Origin of the sequence: Haemophilus sp. CCUG 66565 (assembly GCF_001679495.1) — a bacterium.
In the GTDB taxonomy this organism is placed as follows: Bacteria; Pseudomonadota; Gammaproteobacteria; order Enterobacterales; family Pasteurellaceae; genus Haemophilus; species Haemophilus haemolyticus_K.
Map to the genome: position 1 here is coordinate 56,190 of NZ_LZOX01000002.1, position 17,745 is coordinate 73,934.

The following is a 17,745-nucleotide window of genomic DNA, read 5'->3' on the forward strand; positions in this document are numbered from 1 at the left end:
GTTAGACTTTATTCAAATAAGGATTTGTGTAATGAACGAACGACTTCGTCAGCATGTTCACTTTGCACGAGCATACAAATATTATTGGTGCTTGCACCATAGCTAATCATTCTTACATTATAAGGCTCAAGAGTATCAAAAATTCCTTTTGCTACACCTGTTGCAGTATGTAAATTATTGCCGATTAATGCAACTAATGATAATCCAGTATCGACTTTCACTGAACAATATTGACGAAGTTCATCTAACAATTCGGTTGAAAGTAATTCTGCCCCTGAAGATGCGGAGCCTGTTTTATCCAATGTCAATGCAACGCTCACTTCTGATGTGGTGATAGTATCCACAGAAATTTTGTGTTTAGCCAAAATGTTAAATACATTCGCTAAGAAACCTTGTGCATGCAGCATACTTAAGCTGGAAAGCGTAAGTAAGGTTTGATCTCGGCGTAGCGCAATTGCACGGAAAGTTGGACGTGGTTGAGGATCGCGAGTGACCCAAGTTCCGCCCGCTTCAGGGGCTTTGCTTGAACCTACATAAACGGGGATATTGCTGCGTACTGCAGGGAGTAATGTGGCTGGATGTAGCACTTTTGCGCCAAAGGTTGCCATTTCAGCTGCTTCAGCAAAGCTCATTGTGTCGATACGTTGTGCAGCTGGAACAATGCGTGGATCGGTTGTGTAAATACCAGCAACATCAGTCCAAATTAAAACGTCTTTTGCATTTAATACTTCGGCTAACAAGGCAGCAGAGTAGTCGCTACCGCCACGGCCTAATGTGGTTGTTTTACCGCTTGGTTCACGTCCGATAAAACCTTGGGTGATGACTAATTCGCCGCGGTCTATTAATGGTTTTAAAATGCTATCACTGTTTGATTGAGTTTGTTCATCATTTGGTGCAGCTTTACCAAAATGGTTATTGGTTGCAACAATCGTACGGACATCAACCCAAGTGCCCGATGCGTTTTGTTCACGTAAAATCTCAATAAAGATTTGAGTTGACATCATTTCTCCGTGACTGATGAGTTCATCAGTTAATGCGGGAGAGGTTGCAAGGCTAGCTGCTTCGGAAAGTGCGGTAATATTTTCAAGATATTTTTCAATAATCGGACGAACTCGGCTGTCGTCTTTTAATTCATTCAAAATATTCTCTTGAATTTGACGGATTTCACCAATTAATTTTTCACGTTCTGTCGCTTCTACACCATTTGCTAAAGCGACTAATAAATTCGTCACGCCAGCTGATGCAGAAAGCACGATTACGCGTGTATTTGGATCAGCGATGACAATTTTGGCGCAAGCTGTCATTGCGGCGTGGTTGGCTACAGATGTTCCGCCAAATTTGGCGACTGAGAGATGGGACATAAGATGCTCCTGAGATGTTGTGATTTTTTAGAATAGTTGGTATAGAAATAACGATTTAGGCATTTTTTGTCAAATAGATTTTATTGACAAATGAAAAAATGCCATTTTTTTAATCATAATATAAATAAAATTTATATATGAATGTGAAAAATAAAAAATTGGAGACACAGAATAGGAATGCTTACAATGCAAACTGCAAACGTGTAAAAAACAAGTAAAGTGTTTTTTTAATAATCAAATAAACATATAAACACAAATTTTTTCAAAAAAGTATTTGACGAGGTCTCTTAAAATCAGCATAATACGCCCCGCAAAGCCGATATGGTTAGGCAAATTAAGGTAATGGCTACATAGCTCAGTTGGTTAGAGCACAACACTCATAATGTTGGGGTCGCAAGTTCGAATCTCGCTGTAGCCACCAGATTTGCGGGACTGGCGAAATTGGTAGACGCACCAGATTTAGGTTCTGGCGCCGAGAGGTGTGTGGGTTCAAGTCCCTCGTCCCGCACCATTTATCGCTTTGTAAGTCAAATAGTAGTTGGGGTATCGCCAAGCGGTAAGGCACCGGGTTTTGATCTCGGCATCCCTAGGTTCGAATCCTAGTACCCCAGCCATGCTATCAAATAAATCTTCTTTATATCTAATCAAAGATTTCTCTGTTGGGGTATCGCCAAGCGGTAAGGCACCGGGTTTTGATCTCGGCATCCCTAGGTTCGAATCCTAGTACCCCAGCCATATTTCCTGTATTATTACTATTTGATATTGTTTACTAAGCTAAACAAATAATTTATTTTTAGAAATTTAGTAAGTAAGATAGTCATAAAATAGATTATATTGTTATCTAGATCAGTTGTATTCAAGCTCATCTGATGTTGAAAATAATATGGGAGGATGTCCTCCCCCCATTTATATTAAGATTAAGAAATAAAAAGGATTTGATGAAAGATCTCTTAATTTTCTTTAAATTCTTCCATCATTTCTTGCGCTTTTTTCACCATTTTCTCTGAACCGACAAATAATGGGATTCGTTCATGAAGTGCAGTTGGTTTTATATCTAAAATTCTACGATAACCATCACTCGCAATTCCTCCTGCTTGTTCGGCTAAGAAGGCTATAGGATTACCTTCATAAAGTAGGCGTAACTTACCATTCGGGTAATTAGTTGCACTTGGGTAAATATAAATTCCACCTTTAAGTAAGTTGCGATGGAAATCAGCAACAAGCGATCCAATGTAGCGAGATGCATAAGGACGGTTAGTGGTTCTGTCTTCTTCTTGACAATATTTGATATATTTTTTTACACCTTGAGGAAATTTCAAATATTGTCCCTCATTAATAGAATAAATACGTCCATCTTTTGGCATTTGCATATTTTCGTGAGAAAGACAAAATGTGCCGATTGATGGATCATAGGTAAATCCGTTAACTCCGTTACCAGTGGTATATACTAACATTGTTGATGAACCATAAACAATATAACCAGCAGCAACTTGTTTATTTCCAGGTTGCAAGAAATCTTCTAATGTTACTGGTGTACCAATTGGTGAAACTCTACGATAAATAGAGAAAATTGTTCCGACAGATACATTTACATCAATATTAGATGAACCATCAAGAGGATCTGTCAATATAATATATTTTGCATTGCGACCACGTTCTGTATCGAAAGCGATAAAGCTTTCTTCTTCCTCTGATGCAAATCCCGCGACTTCTTCTCGTGCCATTAAGGCTGCTCTCATTGTATTGTGTGCAAATAAATCTAGCTTCATTTGGCTTTCACCTTGCACATTTTCTATACCTGATTGTCCAAGGATATTAGTTAGGCCCGCTTTATTGATATCACGATGGATAATTTTAGCAAGTAATCGTATTGACGATAAAATTCCACTTAACTCCCCTTTTGCATTAGGGTATTCAGCTTGCCGTTCTACAATAAATTCACTTAATGTTTTCATAATTTTCCTTTAGTCTTTAATTATGACTTAATTATAGAAAAATAGTGAAAATAATGCTAATGAAAGAGTGTAAAAATGTGATCAAGATCACATATTAGTAACATTTAATCAAACAGGCTATAATGGTCAATCAATCATTATAGATATATTTAATCTACAATTAGTCAATTTTTCAATAATAAAATTTATTACTATAATGGGTACTGCATTTTTATAGTCTATGAATTTTTATTTATTTCATCTTAAGATTTCAATAGAATGGTAAAAATATAACGAGAACATAATATTGATTAATGTAAGAAGGATATATATGTCAGAAGAAATTCTACCTAGTGTTAATCGTTTAGAACAAGAAATCTCAGCTAAAAATTATGAACTAGCTTGTTTAGAACTTATAAAAATTTTAACTAAACTTGATTGTAATTTTGGTGGAATTGAAGGAATACAATTCGATTATCCAAAACAGCTTTCTGATTTATCGGAAAAACATTTGACGTATTTTTGTACACGCGTTGCAAATGCAGTAACTAATTTATTTATAGATCCTGATTTACATATTTCAGAAAGTGGAGCACTGCGTTTTATTACTTTACAACGTTGGTTGACAATGATTTTTTCAACCTCCCCTTATGTTAATGCAGATCATATTTTAAGAACTTATAATATTAATCCTGATCCTAAAGGTGATATGTGTTTAAAGACTGATTTTTCGTCATTCGCAAAATTCTGTATTTTATATTTGCCAGAATCAAATATTAATGTAGATTTAAATGCACTCTGGGAAATTAACAAAGCGCTTTGTGCTTCACTTTGTTTTGCATTGCAATCACCTCGTTTTATTGGAACAAGTACGGCATTTAATAAGAGAGCTGCTATTTTACAGTGGTTTCCTGAAAAATTAGCAGAGTTTGAGAATTTAGATGAATTACCTTCGGGTATTTCTCATGATGTTTATATGCATTGTAGTTATGATTTTGCAAGTAATAAACACTATGTAAAGCGAGCTTTAAATAAAGTGATTCGGGGACATTTATTAGCTCAGGGGTGGGAAGATCGTAAGATAATTTCTTTGGGGCGTTATAATGATAAGCCAGTAATGATTGTATTACTAGAGCATTTTAATTCAGCTCATTCAATTTACCGTACTCATTCAACTTCAATGATTGCCGCTCGTGAACGATTTTATTTAATTGGCATCGGGAGAAAAGAGGTTGATAAAGCTGGGCGTGATGTATTTGATGAGTTTTTTCAACTTGAAGGGAATAGTATTCTAAAGAATCTTGAGTTTATTAGTCGGACATGTGAAGAATATGGTGCGGCAGTGTTTTATATGCCAAGTATTGGGATGGATTTAATCACCATTTTTGCAAGTAATACACGTCTTGCTCCAATTCAAGCGATTGCGCTAGGGCACCCTGCAACTACATATTCTGATTTTATTGAATATGTAATTGTAGAGGATGATTATGTGGGATCGGAAGATTGTTTTAGTGAAACCTTAATACGTTTACCAAAAGATTCATTACCTTATGTACCATCAGCATTAGCGCCAGAAAAAGTAGACTATTTACTTAGAGAAGATCCAGAGATTGTCAATATTGGTATTGCTGCAACGACAATGAAAATGAACCCTAAATTTCTTGAGACTCTACGAGAGATTCGGGATAGAGCTAAAGTAAAAATACATTTTCACTTTGCTTTAGGTCAATCTTTAGGTATCACCCATCCCTATGTTAAGTGGTTTATTGAGAGCTATTTAGGGGATAGTGCAACAGCTTATGCTCATGCGCCTTATCATCAATATCTCAATATTTTAGGTCAATGCGATATGATGTTAAATCCATTTCCATTTGGCAATACCAATGGCATCATTGATATGGTTACTTTGGGCTTAGTAGGCGTTTGTAAAACTGGTATAGAAGTACATGAGCATATTGATGAAGGTTTATTTAAACGTTTAGGTTTATCTGAATGGCTTATAGCTAAAACTATAGATGAATACATTGATTGTGCTGTTAGTCTTGCAGAAAATCATAGAGAACGACTTAAATTACGTCAACACATTATCGAAAATAATAGATTGAATACACTTTTTATAGGCGATCCAAGTCCTTTGGGGAGAGTACTATTAGAGAGAGTAAATGAATTAAAATTGTAATTATTAATCTGCACTTTAAAAATCTGATTATCTATCAGTAATTAGAGTGCAGATTATTTATATATTAAAAAACTAACGCCATGCTTTAAATTGATTAATTAACCCATTGGTTGAACTGTCATGACTTGCTACTTTTTCAGAATTTGTTAATTCAGGAAGAATTCTGTTTGCAAGTTGTTTGCCTAATTCTACACCCCATTGATCGAAGCTAAAGATATTAAAAATCACACCTTGTACGAAGATTTTGTGTTCATACATAGCAATTAATGCCCCCAAGGTAAATGGTGTGATTTTTTGAACGAGAATCGAATTAGTTGGCTTATTACCCGTGAATACTTTAAATGGAACAATATTTTTTACATCGTCTAAAGATTTACCCGCTTTTACAAATTCAGCCTCGACTTCCTCTTTTGTTTTTCCGAATGCTAATGCTTCTGTTTGTGCGAAGAAGTTAGAAAGCAATTTATTGTGATGATCTGCCAATGGGTTATGGCTTTGAGCCGGTGCGATAAAATCACAAGGAATTAAAGTGGTGCCTTGGTGAATTAATTGATAGAACGCATGTTGTCCGTTTGTACCTGGTTCTCCCCAAATAATCGGACCCGTTTGGTAATTATTAATAACATTGCCATCACGATCCACATATTTACCATTTGATTCCATATTACCTTGTTGGAAATAAGCCGCAAAGCGATGTAAATATTGATCATAAGGCAAGATCGCTTCTGTTTGTGCACCAAGGAAATTGGTATTCCATAAACCAACTAATGCTAAAGTGGTTGGAATATTTTTTTCAATTGGAGTAGAGCGGAAATGTTTATCCATTTCATGCGCGCCATTCAATAACTCTTCAAAGTTTTCAAAGCCAATTGATAGTGCAATTGAAAGACCAATAGCCGACCATAAAGAGTAACGACCGCCAACCCAATCCCAAAATTCAAACATGTTATTGGTATCAATACCAAATTTTTCTACATCTTTAGCATTGGTTGATAATGCTGCAAAATGTTTTGCAACCGCACTTTCATCTTTCGCTGCTTTCAGTAACCAATCACGTGCACTTTGCGCATTTGTCATGGTTTCTTGAGTGGTAAAAGTTTTCGATGCCACTAAGAAAAGCGTTGTTTCTGGATTGACTTTTTTTAAGGTCTCTGCAATGTGTGTGCCATCGACATTTGAAACAAAGTGCATATTTAGGTGATTTTTATATGGGCGAAGCGCTTCGGTTACCATATAAGGGCCTAAGTCAGAGCCACCAATACCAATATTCACTACATCAGTAATCGCTTTGCCTGTATAGCCTTTCCATTCGCCAGAAATAATACGCTGACAGAAATCTTTCATTTTAGCTAACACTGCATTGACTTCAGGCATAACATCTTTACCATCAACAAGCACTGGAGTATTAGGGCGATTGCGAAGTGCGGTATGTAGTACAGCCCGATTTTCAGTACGATTGATTTTTTCACCAGTAAACATGGCTTCTTTTGCGCTATCAAGAGCGCATTCTTGAGCAAGTTGGCGAAGAAGTGAAAGGGTGGTTTGGTTGATGTTATTTTTGGAAAAATCTACAAGAATTTGGTTATTGAATGTTAAAGAATAATCGTCAAAACGATTTTTTTCTTGTTTAAATAAATCTTGGATGGAGGTGTTTGACAATTCAGCTTTATGTGCTTCGAGAGATTTCCACGTATGGGTGTTAGTCGGGTTAATGTTTTTCATGGTATTTCCTTTCATTAAAAATAATCAAAATTTTAACTGCACTTTCTGGGATTTTTATTAGAGAGGGAGTGAATCCCTCTTTTCAGAAAATGCAGTGATTAACAGATTAATCAACATATTCAGTTATAACACGCGGCGTTAATTTTGTAATTAACTCATAGCTTAAAATTCCTGTGAATTTAGCTACGGTTTCAATAGGTAATTCCTTACCCCATAGAATTACTTCGTCACCTACCTGATCTTGGCTATCAGGTCCTAAATCAACGGTTAACATATCCATTGAAACCCTTCCAACGATAGGCACGATACGACCATTCAAATAAACAGGCGTGCCTTCAGGCACATCTCGAGGATATCCATCGCCATAGCCAATAGCCACAACGCCGATTTTTGTATCATGTGAACTAGTCCAAATGCCACCATATCCAACTGGCTCACCTTGTTTATGGTTGCGAACAGCAATCAATGATGAAGTTAAATTCATCACTGGCGTTAAACCAAACTCAGCACCGACGGTATCAGTTGGTGAAATGCCATACATAATAATACCAGGGCGGATACATTCCAGATGAGATTCAGGCCAGAAAAGAATGCCGCCTGACGCAGCAATAGTACGTTCACCTTGTTTATCTTTTGTGGCGGATAAAAAGCGCTTGATTTGAAGTTGCGTATAATTGGATTCTAATTCATCAGCGCGGCTAAAATGGCTGACAAAGCCTAAGTGCGGTTGAATATATGGAAGTTTTTTAAGTTCATTATAGAAAAAATCCACTTCATCTAATGCAACACCTAAACGATGCATGCCTGTGTCTATTTTTAACCAAACTTTAATTGGGCTTGGTAAATTCGCACGTTTTAGTGCTTCCAATTGTTCACGATTATGTACGATAGTTTCGATATTATTGACCGCTAAGACGGGCAAATCTTGTTCATTAAAAAAGCCTTCAAGCAATAAAATTGGTTTAGTAATGCCGTTGGAGCGTAATGCCAAAGCCTCTTCTAAACGAGCCACGCCAAAGCAATCTACATTTTGTTCTAAAGTTGATGCGACAAACACAACACCGTGACCATAGGCGTTTGCTTTAACCACAGCGATGATTTTACTATTTGGTGCTTTTTGTTTAATTATTTTTAAATTTTGTTTTAAGGCGTGCGAGCTAATTTTCGCTGTCGCCGGTTTTACATTCATTGTTATTCCTTAATAATCATCATGATATTCACGTTGTTCGGCGAGATTGTCGAAGCGTGAGAATTGTCCATTAAATTTTAACCGCACTCGACCAATCGGGCCGTTACGCTGTTTACCGATAATAATTTCTGCAACACCTTTATCTTCCGAGTTATCGTTATAGACTTCATCTCGGTAAATAAACATAATCAAGTCAGCATCTTGTTCTATGGAGCCTGATTCACGTAAATCTGAGTTTACAGGGCGTTTATCCGCACGTTGTTCTAAAGTACGATTTAACTGAGAAAGGGCGACCACTGGCACTTGTAATTCTTTGGCTAGCGCCTTGAGGGAGCGAGAAATTTCTGCGATTTCTAGTGTTCGGTTATCTGAAAATGCGGGTGCGCGCATTAATTGCAAATAATCCACCATAATCATACTTAATCCACCATTTTCACGATAAACTCGGCGTGCGCGAGAACGAACATCGGTAGGCGTTAGGCCTGAAGAGTCATCGATATAAAGATTATTTTTTTGCTTGAACATCCCAACTACGCTGGCAATTTTGTTCCACTCGATCTCATCTAAATTTTGACCTGTTCGAATTTTAGTTTGATCAACGCGAGCAAGCGATGCGATCATACGCATCATAATTTGTTCTGCTGGCATTTCCAAACTAAATACTAAAACAGGTTTTTCACTTGCCATTGCGGCATTTTCGCAAAGGTTCATAGCGAAAGTAGTTTTACCCATTGACGGACGTGCCGCAACGATAATTAAGTCAGAAGGCTGTAAACCTGCCGTTTTTTTATCAAGATCGGTGAAACCAGTCGTAATGCCTGTTACGCCTGAATGATTTTCAAGTTTGCTCAAAATATCGATTTTTTCAATAGTACTTTCCAGCACATTGATCACATTTTGTGGGCCCTCGCTAGAAGTTGTCCGTTTTTCTGCAATCGCAAAGACTTCACGCTCAGCCTCATCAAGAATTAACTTGATGTCTTGTCCTTTGGGAGAATAGCTATTTTCAGCAATTCGATTTCCTACCGAAATAAGTTCTCGTAATATGGCTTTTTCTCTCACAATATCCGCATAAGCCAAAATATTAATGGCATTCGGCGTATTATTGGAAAGCTCTGCTAGATAGGCAAATCCCCCCACTTCATCGCTTACACCACGGCTTCTTAAGGCTTGATCTAGCGTAATTAAATCAATAGGCGATTGATTACGCATGAGATGTTCCATTTCTGTAAAAATTAGACGATGCTGAAAAGTATAAAAATCGTCAGCAATCACACGTTCAGCAATGCCGTCCCAATGTTGATTGCTCAGCATGATGCCACCCAATACGGCTTGTTCAGCCTCAAGTGAGTGTGGTGGAATACTTATTTGTGCCGTTTTTTTGTCAGAAGATTTGATTTGAGGTTGTGATGCCATAGGACTTATTTCGATACTAGAATGTCATCTATGATACCGCAAATATCTATTAGGTTTAAGTGAAAAGTGCGGTAGAAAAAGGAAATAAAAAACGGTGGAAAAATCCACCGCTCTTTCATTTTAATGTATCTAGATTGTTGATTATTCAACAATTAATGTACGACATACGTTGGTTTGTGTCGCACCTTGACCACCGTGAGTAACAAGCACTAAATCACCAGTAGATAAGTAACCTTTTTCTTTTAATGATTGAAGTGCTACTTTTGCACTGGTTTCTGTGCGGCTATCTTCACCATGGTAAACTGGAGTTACGCCACGGTATAGTGCACAAAGGTTTAAAGTTTCTTGATTACGAGATAAAGCAAAGATCGGTAAGCCAGAGCTAATGCGTGACATTAATAATGGAGTACGGCCTGTGCTAGTTAAAGTGACAATTGCTGCAACACCTTTCATGTGGTTTGCTGCATACATTGCAGACATTGCAACAGATTCTTCAATGGTTTCGAACTCTTTATCCATACGGTGACGAGAAACGTTAATGCTTGGCATTTTTTCTGCACCTAAACATACGCCGGCCATTGCTGCTACTGTTTCAGAAGGGTATTGACCAGCCGCTGTTTCTGCAGAAAGCATAACTGCATCAGTACCATCTAATACTGCGTTTGCAACATCCATCACTTCAGCACGAGTTGGCATTGGATTGCTAATCATTGACTCCATCATTTGAGTCGCTGTAATTACCGCACGGTTTAATTGACGTGAACGACGGATTAATTTTTTCTGTACGCCGACTAATTCAGGATCGCCGATTTCTACACCTAAGTCACCACGAGCAACCATGATTACATCAGATGCTAAAATGATATCGTCCATCGCTTCATCAGTAGATACTGTCTCTGCACGTTCAACTTTAGCAACGATTTTTGCATTTAAACCAGCTTGTTGTGCAAGTTCACGCGCATAATTTAGGTCAGCACTTGAACGAGGGAAAGAAACAGCTAAGAAATCAACGCCAATGCGTGCAGCGGTAATAATGTCTGCTTTATCTTTTTCTGTTAATGCATCAGCAGATAAGCCACCGCCTAATTTGTTGATACCTTTATTATTTGATAATGGACCACCAACAGTAACTTCAGTAAAAACTTTTGCCCCATCAGTTGATAATACTTTTAATTGAACACGGCCGTCATCTAATAAAAGAATGTCGCCAGGAACAACATCTTGTGGAAGGGTTTTATAGTCTAGACCAACAGATTCTTGTGTGCCTTCACCTTTTGGTAACTCTGCATCAAGAATGAATTTATCACCAATGTTTAAGAAAATTTTACCGTCTTTAAAGGTAGAAACACGAATTTTAGGACCTTGTAAATCACCTAAGATTGCCACAGTTTTACCTAATTTTTTCGCAATAGAACGTACACGCTCAGCACGTTCAATATGGTCATCAGGTGTACCGTGAGAGAAGTTCATACGAACTACGTTTGCACCCGCTGCGATAATTTTTTCAAGATTGTTATCACGGTCAGTTGATGGGCCCATAGTACATACAATCTTCGTTCTTCTTAGTCTTCTAGACATTATTTACTCCGTCAATAATTACAAAATTTTAAAGATACTATTTTTACTTGGCTATATATTAGCCAGATGAAAAAATTGGTGCGCATTATACGCTTAAAAATTAGGGAAATCAAAAACGGCTCGGTTATTTAAGGCAATACTGTTTATTTTTTTGTCAGTTATATCGGATTTTAAGAAAAATACTTGTTTTCAGATTAAAAATATTTATAATTCCTAGCACTTTATGCAGTGCGACTATAGCTCAGTTGGTTAGAGCACCACCTTGACATGGTGGGGGTCACTGGTTCGAGTCCAGCTAGTCGCACCATCTAACCCTTTCATAACCCCGCGAAACTAATCGCGGGGTTTTGTTTTATTCAGGTTTTACAAGGGTTTATAGCACTTTCACCCCTCATATCTAATCGTCTTTAATTGTTTTTAATCGCTGTTTTTAGTAACAAGTTTAGTAACAAGATGCTAAACTTTAAAAAGCTTGTTACTAAAACTAAGGAAAAATGATGCCTCGTGTTACTAAACCCCTTACAAATACTGAAGTTGATAAGGCTAAACCAAAGGCTAAGGAATACAATTTAACTGATGGTAAAGGTCTTTTTTTACGCATAAAACCAACAGGAGCTAAGGCGTGGATTTTTAACTATTACCACCCAATCACGAACAAGAGAACATCTTTTACTATTGGTACTTATCCTTCTATAAGTCTTTCATTGGCTCGTCAAAAGCGTGAAGAATGGCTTTCTCTGATAGCTCAAAAAATCGATCCTCAAGAACATGAAAAAGAACAAGAGAGAATCGCTAGAGGAGAGAATGAAAATACCTTCTTTAAAGTCGCGTTGCTTTGGAAGGAAAAGAGAAGTAGGGAAGTTGAGCCTTTAACTATGGAAAAGAATTGGGCCAGGCTAGAAAAATATATCTTTAATCAGATTGGTAACTATTCTATTGATGATATTACCTCTCCTTTACTGATTAAAACGGTTAAACCTCTATATGAAAAAGGGTTTAATGATACGTTGCATCGACTGTTGAATTTATCTAATCAAATTTTGAATTATGCAGTAACGCTAGGATTAATGCCTTTTAATTCTTGTATAAAAGCTGCAGATGCTTATCACAAAGAGCCGCAAAAGAATCATCCCGCAATTAAACCAGAGGAATTGCCGAAACTATTACATGATTTTAGAAACTCAAATAGGGATTATTTAACTAAGATGCTATTCCTTTGGCAATTGCTTTCAATGGTGCGTCCAGCAGAGGCTGTTTCTGTTGAATGGTCTGAAATTGATTTTGATAAGAAGTTATGGACTATTCCAGCAATCAAAATGAAAAAAACAAGACAGGGGCAATTTCCTCATGTTGTTCCGCTTTCTTCTTTAATGTTAAAAATTTTGGAAGAGTTAAAGCCTATTACTGGAGATAATAAATTTGTTTTTTCTCATTATAGCAAGCCAAATCATTCCGCTAGTAAAGAACTAATAGCTAATGCATTGAGAAAGATAGGTTATAAAGGGATTCAAGATGCTCACGGATTGAGATCGATAGCTAGAACATTTTTGGAGAATCAGGCTGTTGATTTTCGTCTTGCCGAAAGTTGTCTCGCTCATCGTGTCGGAGATAAAACAAGCCAAGCATATAATCGTTATGATTATGTAGAACTCCGCCGCCCAGTGATGCAATTATGGAGTAATTTTGTAGAGTGTTGTCAAAAAAATAAAAAAAAGTTTTATTTTTTGATTTTTTGCCTCCACTATCCATTTTTTTAAATTTTATTGTTTTAAATCATATAGTTGGGTGAGTGGATACTTGAAAATCAGTGTGTCTCCACGTGTCCATCTCTCCACTATTTCCCCTCTTTAATTAACCAAAAAGAGGGCTTTCGCCCTCAATTTTATTATTTTTGTAAATATTCATTAAAAAACTCATCAAAGTTTTTGAAGTGAACATTTGTTTTAAATACTCCACCTGTGGACTTTTTACTCTTGAAATCAATCGGGTTTCTATTTTGAATCAACCCTTGTTTGATTGCACTCGTAAAGTTGTTATAACTTATCGGGTATTCATGGTTTATCGCATCGACAAATTCTAAATAAGCAGGATAAAGGTGAGTTCTAAAACGACTGCGCATCTTTGCGTTACCGATCCCAAGCCCATTTTCTTCTTCTGTAGTGTAGAGATGACTGCAAAATAAAGTGATATGGTCGGAATTGATTTTAATCTTTAACGCCTCATCACTTTTTTGTTGCTGCTCTAGAAGTTGCTTTGCCTCTAATGGATGCTTAAAGGAGTGGATTATCTTGTAAATGATAGCACTGATTTCACTTGCTATTTTGTCCATCAAATCAGGATCTCTATCTTTTTCTGGGATGATTTTATCAAAAGAAAAAATAACTCTCCGTCTCTCTATCGCACCAGTTCTATCAGTAAATTTTGTTGGCTCATTGTTCACTACCAAGATAACCGCGGGAATGACGGTGGTAAATCTAGATATATATTTTTTATCTATTCGAACATCATCGCCACCTGTTACTCGTTTTAATCCAGAACCTTTTCCGCCATATGCTTGTTGTTCAGAACAAATTAATAATAGTTTATCCTCGAATCCATCCATTTCTTTAGGGTCTTCAAAATCTTCTAAAGATGCAGCACTAATATTTTGTTCACCAACTAACATTTTAGCTAATTTAGCAAATACTGATTTCCCACTTCCGCCATGCCCTGTAACTTCTAAATACATTTGCCAGTTATAACGATTGGTGAGAATCATATAGAACGCGGCCAAAATTGCATTTTGTTTTGATTGGTTACCATCGCTTACCCAGTCAAGCCACTTATCAAAATTGGGCGTTGGTTGTCTCTTATTAATATAATCATGAGGAATATGCGATAAAAGCCAGTTTTCTTTAGAATGCTCTGAAAACTCTAACGTTTTTCTATCAAGAACCCCATTCTTAAAGGCTAATAAACCTTGTTTTGGTGAACCTAGTATCGTAGATTGAATCTTCAACGTCTTTACTGTTAATTCAATTGAATTAGCGTTATATCTAAGATTGTTTTCTTCAAAAAAACGAACTGCACCACTGATTAAATTTCCCTCATCGTATCGATCCCAACTTATGCCATTATAAGTTAGCGTTTCTTTTGTGAGCGGTATATACCCAAAATCAAAGCCTAGATATTTAGAAAGTGCGCGTGCTTTTTTATCTGCCCAATCGCTATCTTTCACTTTCTCTGGCGGTACTAATTTCTCTGCGAGATCTGCAGTATCTTTATCATTGCGTAAGCGTTGAATATAACCACTTAAATCTTCTTTAGTCTGCGCTGCAGCATCAAGAAGTTTGACTTCTATCGCATCAGAGTTTTTAGCTAAGTTTTGACAAATAGCCGTTATTTCAGCTTGTGCTAGTTCACCATATTGAACAAGTTTTACTGATCGTTGATCTTCTTTTACTATGCGGATAGAAGAAATATTCTCTAATTGTTTTTCAGCAAGAATAACTGGTTTTATATTTCTATCTAATCCGTGAATTAAAGAACATAACAAGAGCCATTCTTCACCCTTTCCGTTATCCCATGCTTGCCAGGCTTTACGCCCAGCAAGAATAAAAATATCGGAGTAAGGTTCATGAACTTGATCCGCAAGGTGCGGTGCATTAATTAATCGTGCCATGATTTATTCCTGTAATTTTTGTTTTTCCATGTTTTCAACTTGTAACTGCTCAATCTGTTTTATCACTTCACCGAACTTATGGATTAAGTAGTCATTAGCTTGATTAAAGTTTCTGATTGTTTCTTGGTTATTTGAGCTAAGTTTTGCACCTTGCGTCTTAACCATTTCATTAAATAACTTTCCGCCTGTTTTTAATCTCACCACTAAATCAGTAAGTTCATCTCTAAACTTTATTTTGTGATGGAAGTCATCAGGATAGACTTCTAAACATTTACGGTTGCTATCTAAAATAAACTTGAATTGGCGTGTGAGCTGGGCGAATTTAAAGGCTAATGGATTAGCGTAGAGTTTCCCTTGATATTTGTTTTTAATCTCGCTACCTGCGTTTCCTTGCAGATTTTTAACCAGTCCAGAATTGGGCTTGTTGGTGTTAGCAGAATGCAGATTTGCATTGCGGTTATCTTTCCATTGTTGAAGTTGTTGCATTGGGTTACTTGGTTTCATGTTGTGCCACCTTTCTAATTGTTGCTGCTTTCTTGATTTGTTCGATTGATACCGCCAGACCTTTGTAGTGTCCAGAGTGTAGATAATCTTCTGCAAAGGCTAAGAATTGTTTAATACGTTTGTAAGATTTCTCTAACTGCTCTGGTGTCGGTGTATATGGCGCTTTGAATGCTTTGATTTTTTTAGCTTTCATTGTCTTCCCCTTTCAAAATCGTGATCACTTCTAACACTCGACCGCAAATATCAGCTTGTCCTATTTCGTGCTTACATCTAATTTTTGCCTGTAACGCCTCTCTAAGCGTGCCATATTCGCCCGCTATGAATTGGTCGCCATCGTCATAAACAAAGATTAATTGATAGGGTAGGTTCGGTTTAATCATCATTTCTTTCAATCTCCCCATCTAAGCCACCAGCAAGATAATATTCGCTTAAGCTAGCGGTTTCTCTTAACGCATTGAGTAGATAGGCATTTGCCTTGATTAATCCCCCGATATGTTTCACGTTATCGTTACTCATTGCCTCGCGTGTAAAATCCTGCTCTGTGTCGGCAAGATTGCCTAAGGTTTGCATTAAGTCGCCTAAGTGCATCAATCCATATTCGATAGATTCACATAACATTTCAGATTCATTGCACAAGTCTGTTAATTTTTCCTTGCTTATTGGTACAGGGATTTGCTTGTAGTTGTTAATGTCATTAAATTCCGCTATCTCTTGTAGTGCAGATAAAATTGATTGATTAAACATTTGCGCCCCCTTGTGCTGCAGATACAGAAAGGGTAGGAAGTACCGCTAAAGTGCGGTTGTTTTTGAATGGGTTTTGATTAATTCTGCCAACGAATAACAAGGTGTCGCCATCGGTAAAACGTGAGCGTGCTTGTTGTTCATTATCGGCAAGAAGTCTGATTTTGATTTGAGGTGCGCGAATAAGCGCAAAAATGAATTGATACATTTGCGTAGATTCCAGTAAAAGATTTTCAGAATCTACCGCTAGACTTCTCACGGTCGGGCGGTAGAGCATAACAGGGTGAGAAACTGCCTTTACTGGAAAACAGCCAACCACTAAGGGTTGCCCATTACGCTCTACCATTGGGAGAATGATCGGATTTAGATTGAAAACAAAATCCGCATATTCTTTAGGTGTGCGAATGTCACGAACAAAAAAAGCACGGTTTAATGGCGTGCTATCGTTCGCCAGTAAATAAATCAGCTTCTCACGGCTGGCAATCACTTTTTCTGATTGCGAGAAAATAATGCCAAATTTCACCGCACTTTGTAAAGTAGGGTTTTGTAAATGTTTATTGAAAATATTTCTAATTTGATTAGAATATTTATGAATTAAGTTCATTTTCATTTCCTGTTTGAATTTAATTGGTTGTTTCAAATACGTTTCTATTTACGCCATAGTTTCTTTTTTCCTCACTATGGCGTTTTTTCTATTAAGCACGTGCAGCCTTCTGTTCTTCAATCCATTGATTCACTTCTTCTAAATCCCAGCGGACAAAGTTTTGTGAAAAGCGGATCGGTTGAGGAAATTTTTTAGCTTTTACAAGCAAGTTGAGTTTGGTGCGGCCAAAGCCAACAATATGGCAAGCGGTTTCACCAGAGATTAGTTTTTGGTTTGGATTTAAATTTAGATTCATAAGAAAATACCTATCGTTTGTTTAACACTGTGGAATAGCGTCCTATTCCGTTGAGTTGTTCGAACGATAGGTATTTTAGGAAGGAAGATTTGATAAACTGGAAATTTCCAGATTTTTCCAGAATTTTCCGGATTTAGGGATAATTAGTTATCTAATTCAACTGAACTTACCCAGCTTTTTAATGTTTTCCCTCTAGGAAGATGCTTGGTTAGCCCTTTTGATTCAAAATCTCTTTGTATTACGCCATCTTTGCCTTTATAGCTATCATTTGGATCGTAAACGTGTGGGCGTGGATTCTCGGCGACTTCTGCACCATATTTGATTTGGAGTAGAGCCTTAATAAATTCATTTTTCTTATTTTCTGATGCAGTTGATTTTTTTACTTTACTATTCTTTTCTATCTGTTTTTGTAATTCTTCAATTTGTTTATTCTTGTCTCTAATTTGATTTTTTAATTTTTGAGTTTCTTCTTGCTGTTCATAGCTATCATCAATTACGGAAAATAATTTTAAAAATTCAATCATATCCTCGTGAATAATGTAAACATCTTCTAAATACAGT

16 protein-coding genes and 5 tRNA genes are annotated in these 17,745 nt (G+C 36.9%); 7 read left to right on the top strand and 14 right to left on the bottom strand.

The features are described from left to right. Positions 1-8: 8 nt before the first annotated feature. Positions 9-1,361: a lysine-sensitive aspartokinase 3 gene (lysC, locus tag A9501_RS01580; protein WP_065264672.1), complete on the bottom strand. Its 1,353-nt coding sequence runs from the start codon at positions 1,359-1,361 to the stop codon at positions 9-11. Between the two features lie 344 nt (positions 1,362-1,705). Between lysC and A9501_RS01585 the strand changes: the two genes are divergently transcribed. From A9501_RS01585 to A9501_RS01600, 4 genes are all read left to right on the top strand, one after another. Then, a tRNA-Met gene (locus A9501_RS01585) sits at positions 1,706-1,782 on the top strand. A gap of 5 nt (positions 1,783-1,787) precedes the next feature. Further along, positions 1,788-1,872: transfer RNA gene (locus tag A9501_RS01590), tRNA-Leu, on the top strand. Positions 1,873-1,900: 28 nt separating this feature from the next. Continuing rightward, positions 1,901-1,975: transfer RNA gene (locus A9501_RS01595), tRNA-Gln, on the top strand. 46 nt (positions 1,976-2,021) lie between these two features. Continuing rightward, a tRNA-Gln gene (locus A9501_RS01600) sits at positions 2,022-2,096 on the top strand. Between the two features lie 215 nt (positions 2,097-2,311). Here the strand turns inward: A9501_RS01600 and fbp are convergent. Continuing rightward, positions 2,312-3,316, bottom strand: a complete 1,005-nt coding sequence (gene fbp, locus A9501_RS01605; protein ID WP_048954010.1) for a class 1 fructose-bisphosphatase — start codon at positions 3,314-3,316, stop codon at positions 2,312-2,314. Positions 3,317-3,626: 310 nt separating this feature from the next. Here fbp and A9501_RS01610 point away from each other — a divergent pair, with 310 nt between their 5' ends. Then, a complete protein-coding gene (locus A9501_RS01610) occupies positions 3,627-5,474 on the top strand; it encodes a UDP-glucose:protein N-beta-glucosyltransferase (RefSeq protein WP_065264673.1) in 1,848 nt (615 codons plus the stop codon). 72 nt (positions 5,475-5,546) lie between these two features. Here the strand turns inward: A9501_RS01610 and pgi are convergent, their stop codons facing one another. From pgi to pyk, 4 genes are all read right to left on the bottom strand, one after another. After that, the gene (gene pgi, locus A9501_RS01615; protein WP_065264674.1) at positions 5,547-7,196 is read right to left on the bottom strand and encodes a glucose-6-phosphate isomerase; all 1,650 of its coding nucleotides are present in this window, start codon (positions 7,194-7,196) and stop codon (positions 5,547-5,549) included. Positions 7,197-7,302: 106 nt separating this feature from the next. After that, positions 7,303-8,385, bottom strand: coding sequence for an alanine racemase (alr, locus tag A9501_RS01620; protein ID WP_065264675.1), 1,083 nt, complete (start codon positions 8,383-8,385; stop codon positions 7,303-7,305). A gap of 9 nt (positions 8,386-8,394) precedes the next feature. Then, positions 8,395-9,810, bottom strand: coding sequence for a replicative DNA helicase (locus tag A9501_RS01625; protein WP_257006477.1), 1,416 nt, complete (start codon positions 9,808-9,810; stop codon positions 8,395-8,397). Positions 9,811-9,942: 132 nt separating this feature from the next. Next, entirely contained in the window at positions 9,943-11,379 is a 1,437-nt protein-coding gene (pyk, locus tag A9501_RS01630; RefSeq protein ID WP_065264676.1) for a pyruvate kinase, read from the bottom strand. Positions 11,380-11,609: 230 nt separating this feature from the next. On the opposite strand from pyk, the gene A9501_RS01635 reads away from it, so the two are divergent. Then, positions 11,610-11,686 (top strand) — tRNA-Val (locus A9501_RS01635). A gap of 190 nt (positions 11,687-11,876) precedes the next feature. Then, a complete protein-coding gene (locus tag A9501_RS01640) occupies positions 11,877-13,136 on the top strand; it encodes an integrase arm-type DNA-binding domain-containing protein (RefSeq protein WP_065264677.1) in 1,260 nt (419 codons plus the stop codon). Positions 13,137-13,264: 128 nt separating this feature from the next. On the opposite strand, the gene A9501_RS01645 is transcribed toward A9501_RS01640, so the two are convergent. The 8 genes from A9501_RS01645 to A9501_RS09785 form a co-directional block, all read right to left on the bottom strand. After that, positions 13,265-15,040, bottom strand: a complete 1,776-nt coding sequence (locus tag A9501_RS01645; RefSeq protein WP_065264678.1) for a DNA primase family protein — start codon at positions 15,038-15,040, stop codon at positions 13,265-13,267. A 3-nt stretch (positions 15,041-15,043) separates the two neighbouring features. Continuing rightward, a complete protein-coding gene (locus A9501_RS01650) occupies positions 15,044-15,544 on the bottom strand; it encodes a hypothetical protein (RefSeq protein WP_065264679.1) in 501 nt (166 codons plus the stop codon). Next, positions 15,531-15,737 carry a hypothetical protein gene (locus tag A9501_RS01655; protein ID WP_065264680.1) on the bottom strand — a complete coding sequence of 69 codons (207 nt, stop codon included), beginning with the start codon at positions 15,735-15,737 and terminating at the stop codon, positions 15,531-15,533. The genes A9501_RS01650 and A9501_RS01655 overlap by 14 nt, the downstream gene beginning before the upstream one ends. Further along, positions 15,727-15,927, bottom strand: coding sequence for a hypothetical protein (locus A9501_RS01660; protein WP_065264681.1), 201 nt, complete (start codon positions 15,925-15,927; stop codon positions 15,727-15,729). Before A9501_RS01660 ends, A9501_RS01655 begins: the two co-directional genes overlap by 11 nt. Beyond that, positions 15,917-16,288, bottom strand: coding sequence for a hypothetical protein (locus A9501_RS01665; protein WP_005656483.1), 372 nt, complete (start codon positions 16,286-16,288; stop codon positions 15,917-15,919). The genes A9501_RS01660 and A9501_RS01665 overlap by 11 nt, the downstream gene beginning before the upstream one ends. Next, positions 16,281-16,889: a host cell division inhibitor Icd-like protein gene (locus A9501_RS01670; protein WP_065264682.1), complete on the bottom strand. Its 609-nt coding sequence runs from the start codon at positions 16,887-16,889 to the stop codon at positions 16,281-16,283. Before A9501_RS01670 ends, A9501_RS01665 begins: the two co-directional genes overlap by 8 nt. A 91-nt stretch (positions 16,890-16,980) precedes the next feature. Continuing rightward, a complete protein-coding gene (locus A9501_RS01675; RefSeq protein WP_049362943.1) occupies positions 16,981-17,184 on the bottom strand; it encodes a helix-turn-helix transcriptional regulator in 204 nt (67 codons plus the stop codon). Between the two features lie 143 nt (positions 17,185-17,327). Continuing rightward, the gene (locus A9501_RS09785) at positions 17,328-17,708 is read right to left on the bottom strand and encodes a hypothetical protein (RefSeq protein ID WP_257006470.1); all 381 of its coding nucleotides are present in this window, start codon (positions 17,706-17,708) and stop codon (positions 17,328-17,330) included. Positions 17,709-17,745: the final 37 nt, after the last annotated feature.

Excerpts from the sequence above, each read along its gene's own strand:
- lysC (WP_065264672.1), bottom strand. The coding sequence starts at position 1,361 with ATGTCCCATCTCTCAGTCGCCAAATTTGGCGGAACATCTGTAGCCAAC.
- fbp (WP_048954010.1), bottom strand. The coding sequence starts at position 3,316 with ATGAAAACATTAAGTGAATTTATTGTAGAACGGCAAGCTGAATACCCT.
- A9501_RS01610 (WP_065264673.1), top strand. The coding sequence starts at position 3,627 with ATGTCAGAAGAAATTCTACCTAGTGTTAATCGTTTAGAACAAGAAATC.
- pgi (WP_065264674.1), bottom strand. The coding sequence starts at position 7,196 with ATGAAAAACATTAACCCGACTAACACCCATACGTGGAAATCTCTCGAA.
- alr (WP_065264675.1), bottom strand. The coding sequence starts at position 8,385 with ATGAATGTAAAACCGGCGACAGCGAAAATTAGCTCGCACGCCTTAAAA.
- pyk (WP_065264676.1), bottom strand. The coding sequence starts at position 11,379 with ATGTCTAGAAGACTAAGAAGAACGAAGATTGTATGTACTATGGGCCCA.
- A9501_RS01640 (WP_065264677.1), top strand. The coding sequence starts at position 11,877 with ATGCCTCGTGTTACTAAACCCCTTACAAATACTGAAGTTGATAAGGCT.
- A9501_RS01645 (WP_065264678.1), bottom strand. The coding sequence starts at position 15,040 with ATGGCACGATTAATTAATGCACCGCACCTTGCGGATCAAGTTCATGAA.
- A9501_RS01650 (WP_065264679.1), bottom strand. The coding sequence starts at position 15,544 with ATGAAACCAAGTAACCCAATGCAACAACTTCAACAATGGAAAGATAAC.
- A9501_RS01655 (WP_065264680.1), bottom strand. The coding sequence starts at position 15,737 with ATGAAAGCTAAAAAAATCAAAGCATTCAAAGCGCCATATACACCGACA.
- A9501_RS01660 (WP_065264681.1), bottom strand. The coding sequence starts at position 15,927 with ATGATGATTAAACCGAACCTACCCTATCAATTAATCTTTGTTTATGAC.
- A9501_RS01665 (WP_005656483.1), bottom strand. The coding sequence starts at position 16,288 with ATGTTTAATCAATCAATTTTATCTGCACTACAAGAGATAGCGGAATTT.
- A9501_RS01670 (WP_065264682.1), bottom strand. The coding sequence starts at position 16,889 with ATGAACTTAATTCATAAATATTCTAATCAAATTAGAAATATTTTCAAT.
- A9501_RS01675 (WP_049362943.1), bottom strand. The coding sequence starts at position 17,184 with ATGAATCTAAATTTAAATCCAAACCAAAAACTAATCTCTGGTGAAACC.
- A9501_RS09785 (WP_257006470.1), bottom strand. The coding sequence starts at position 17,708 with ATGATTGAATTTTTAAAATTATTTTCCGTAATTGATGATAGCTATGAA.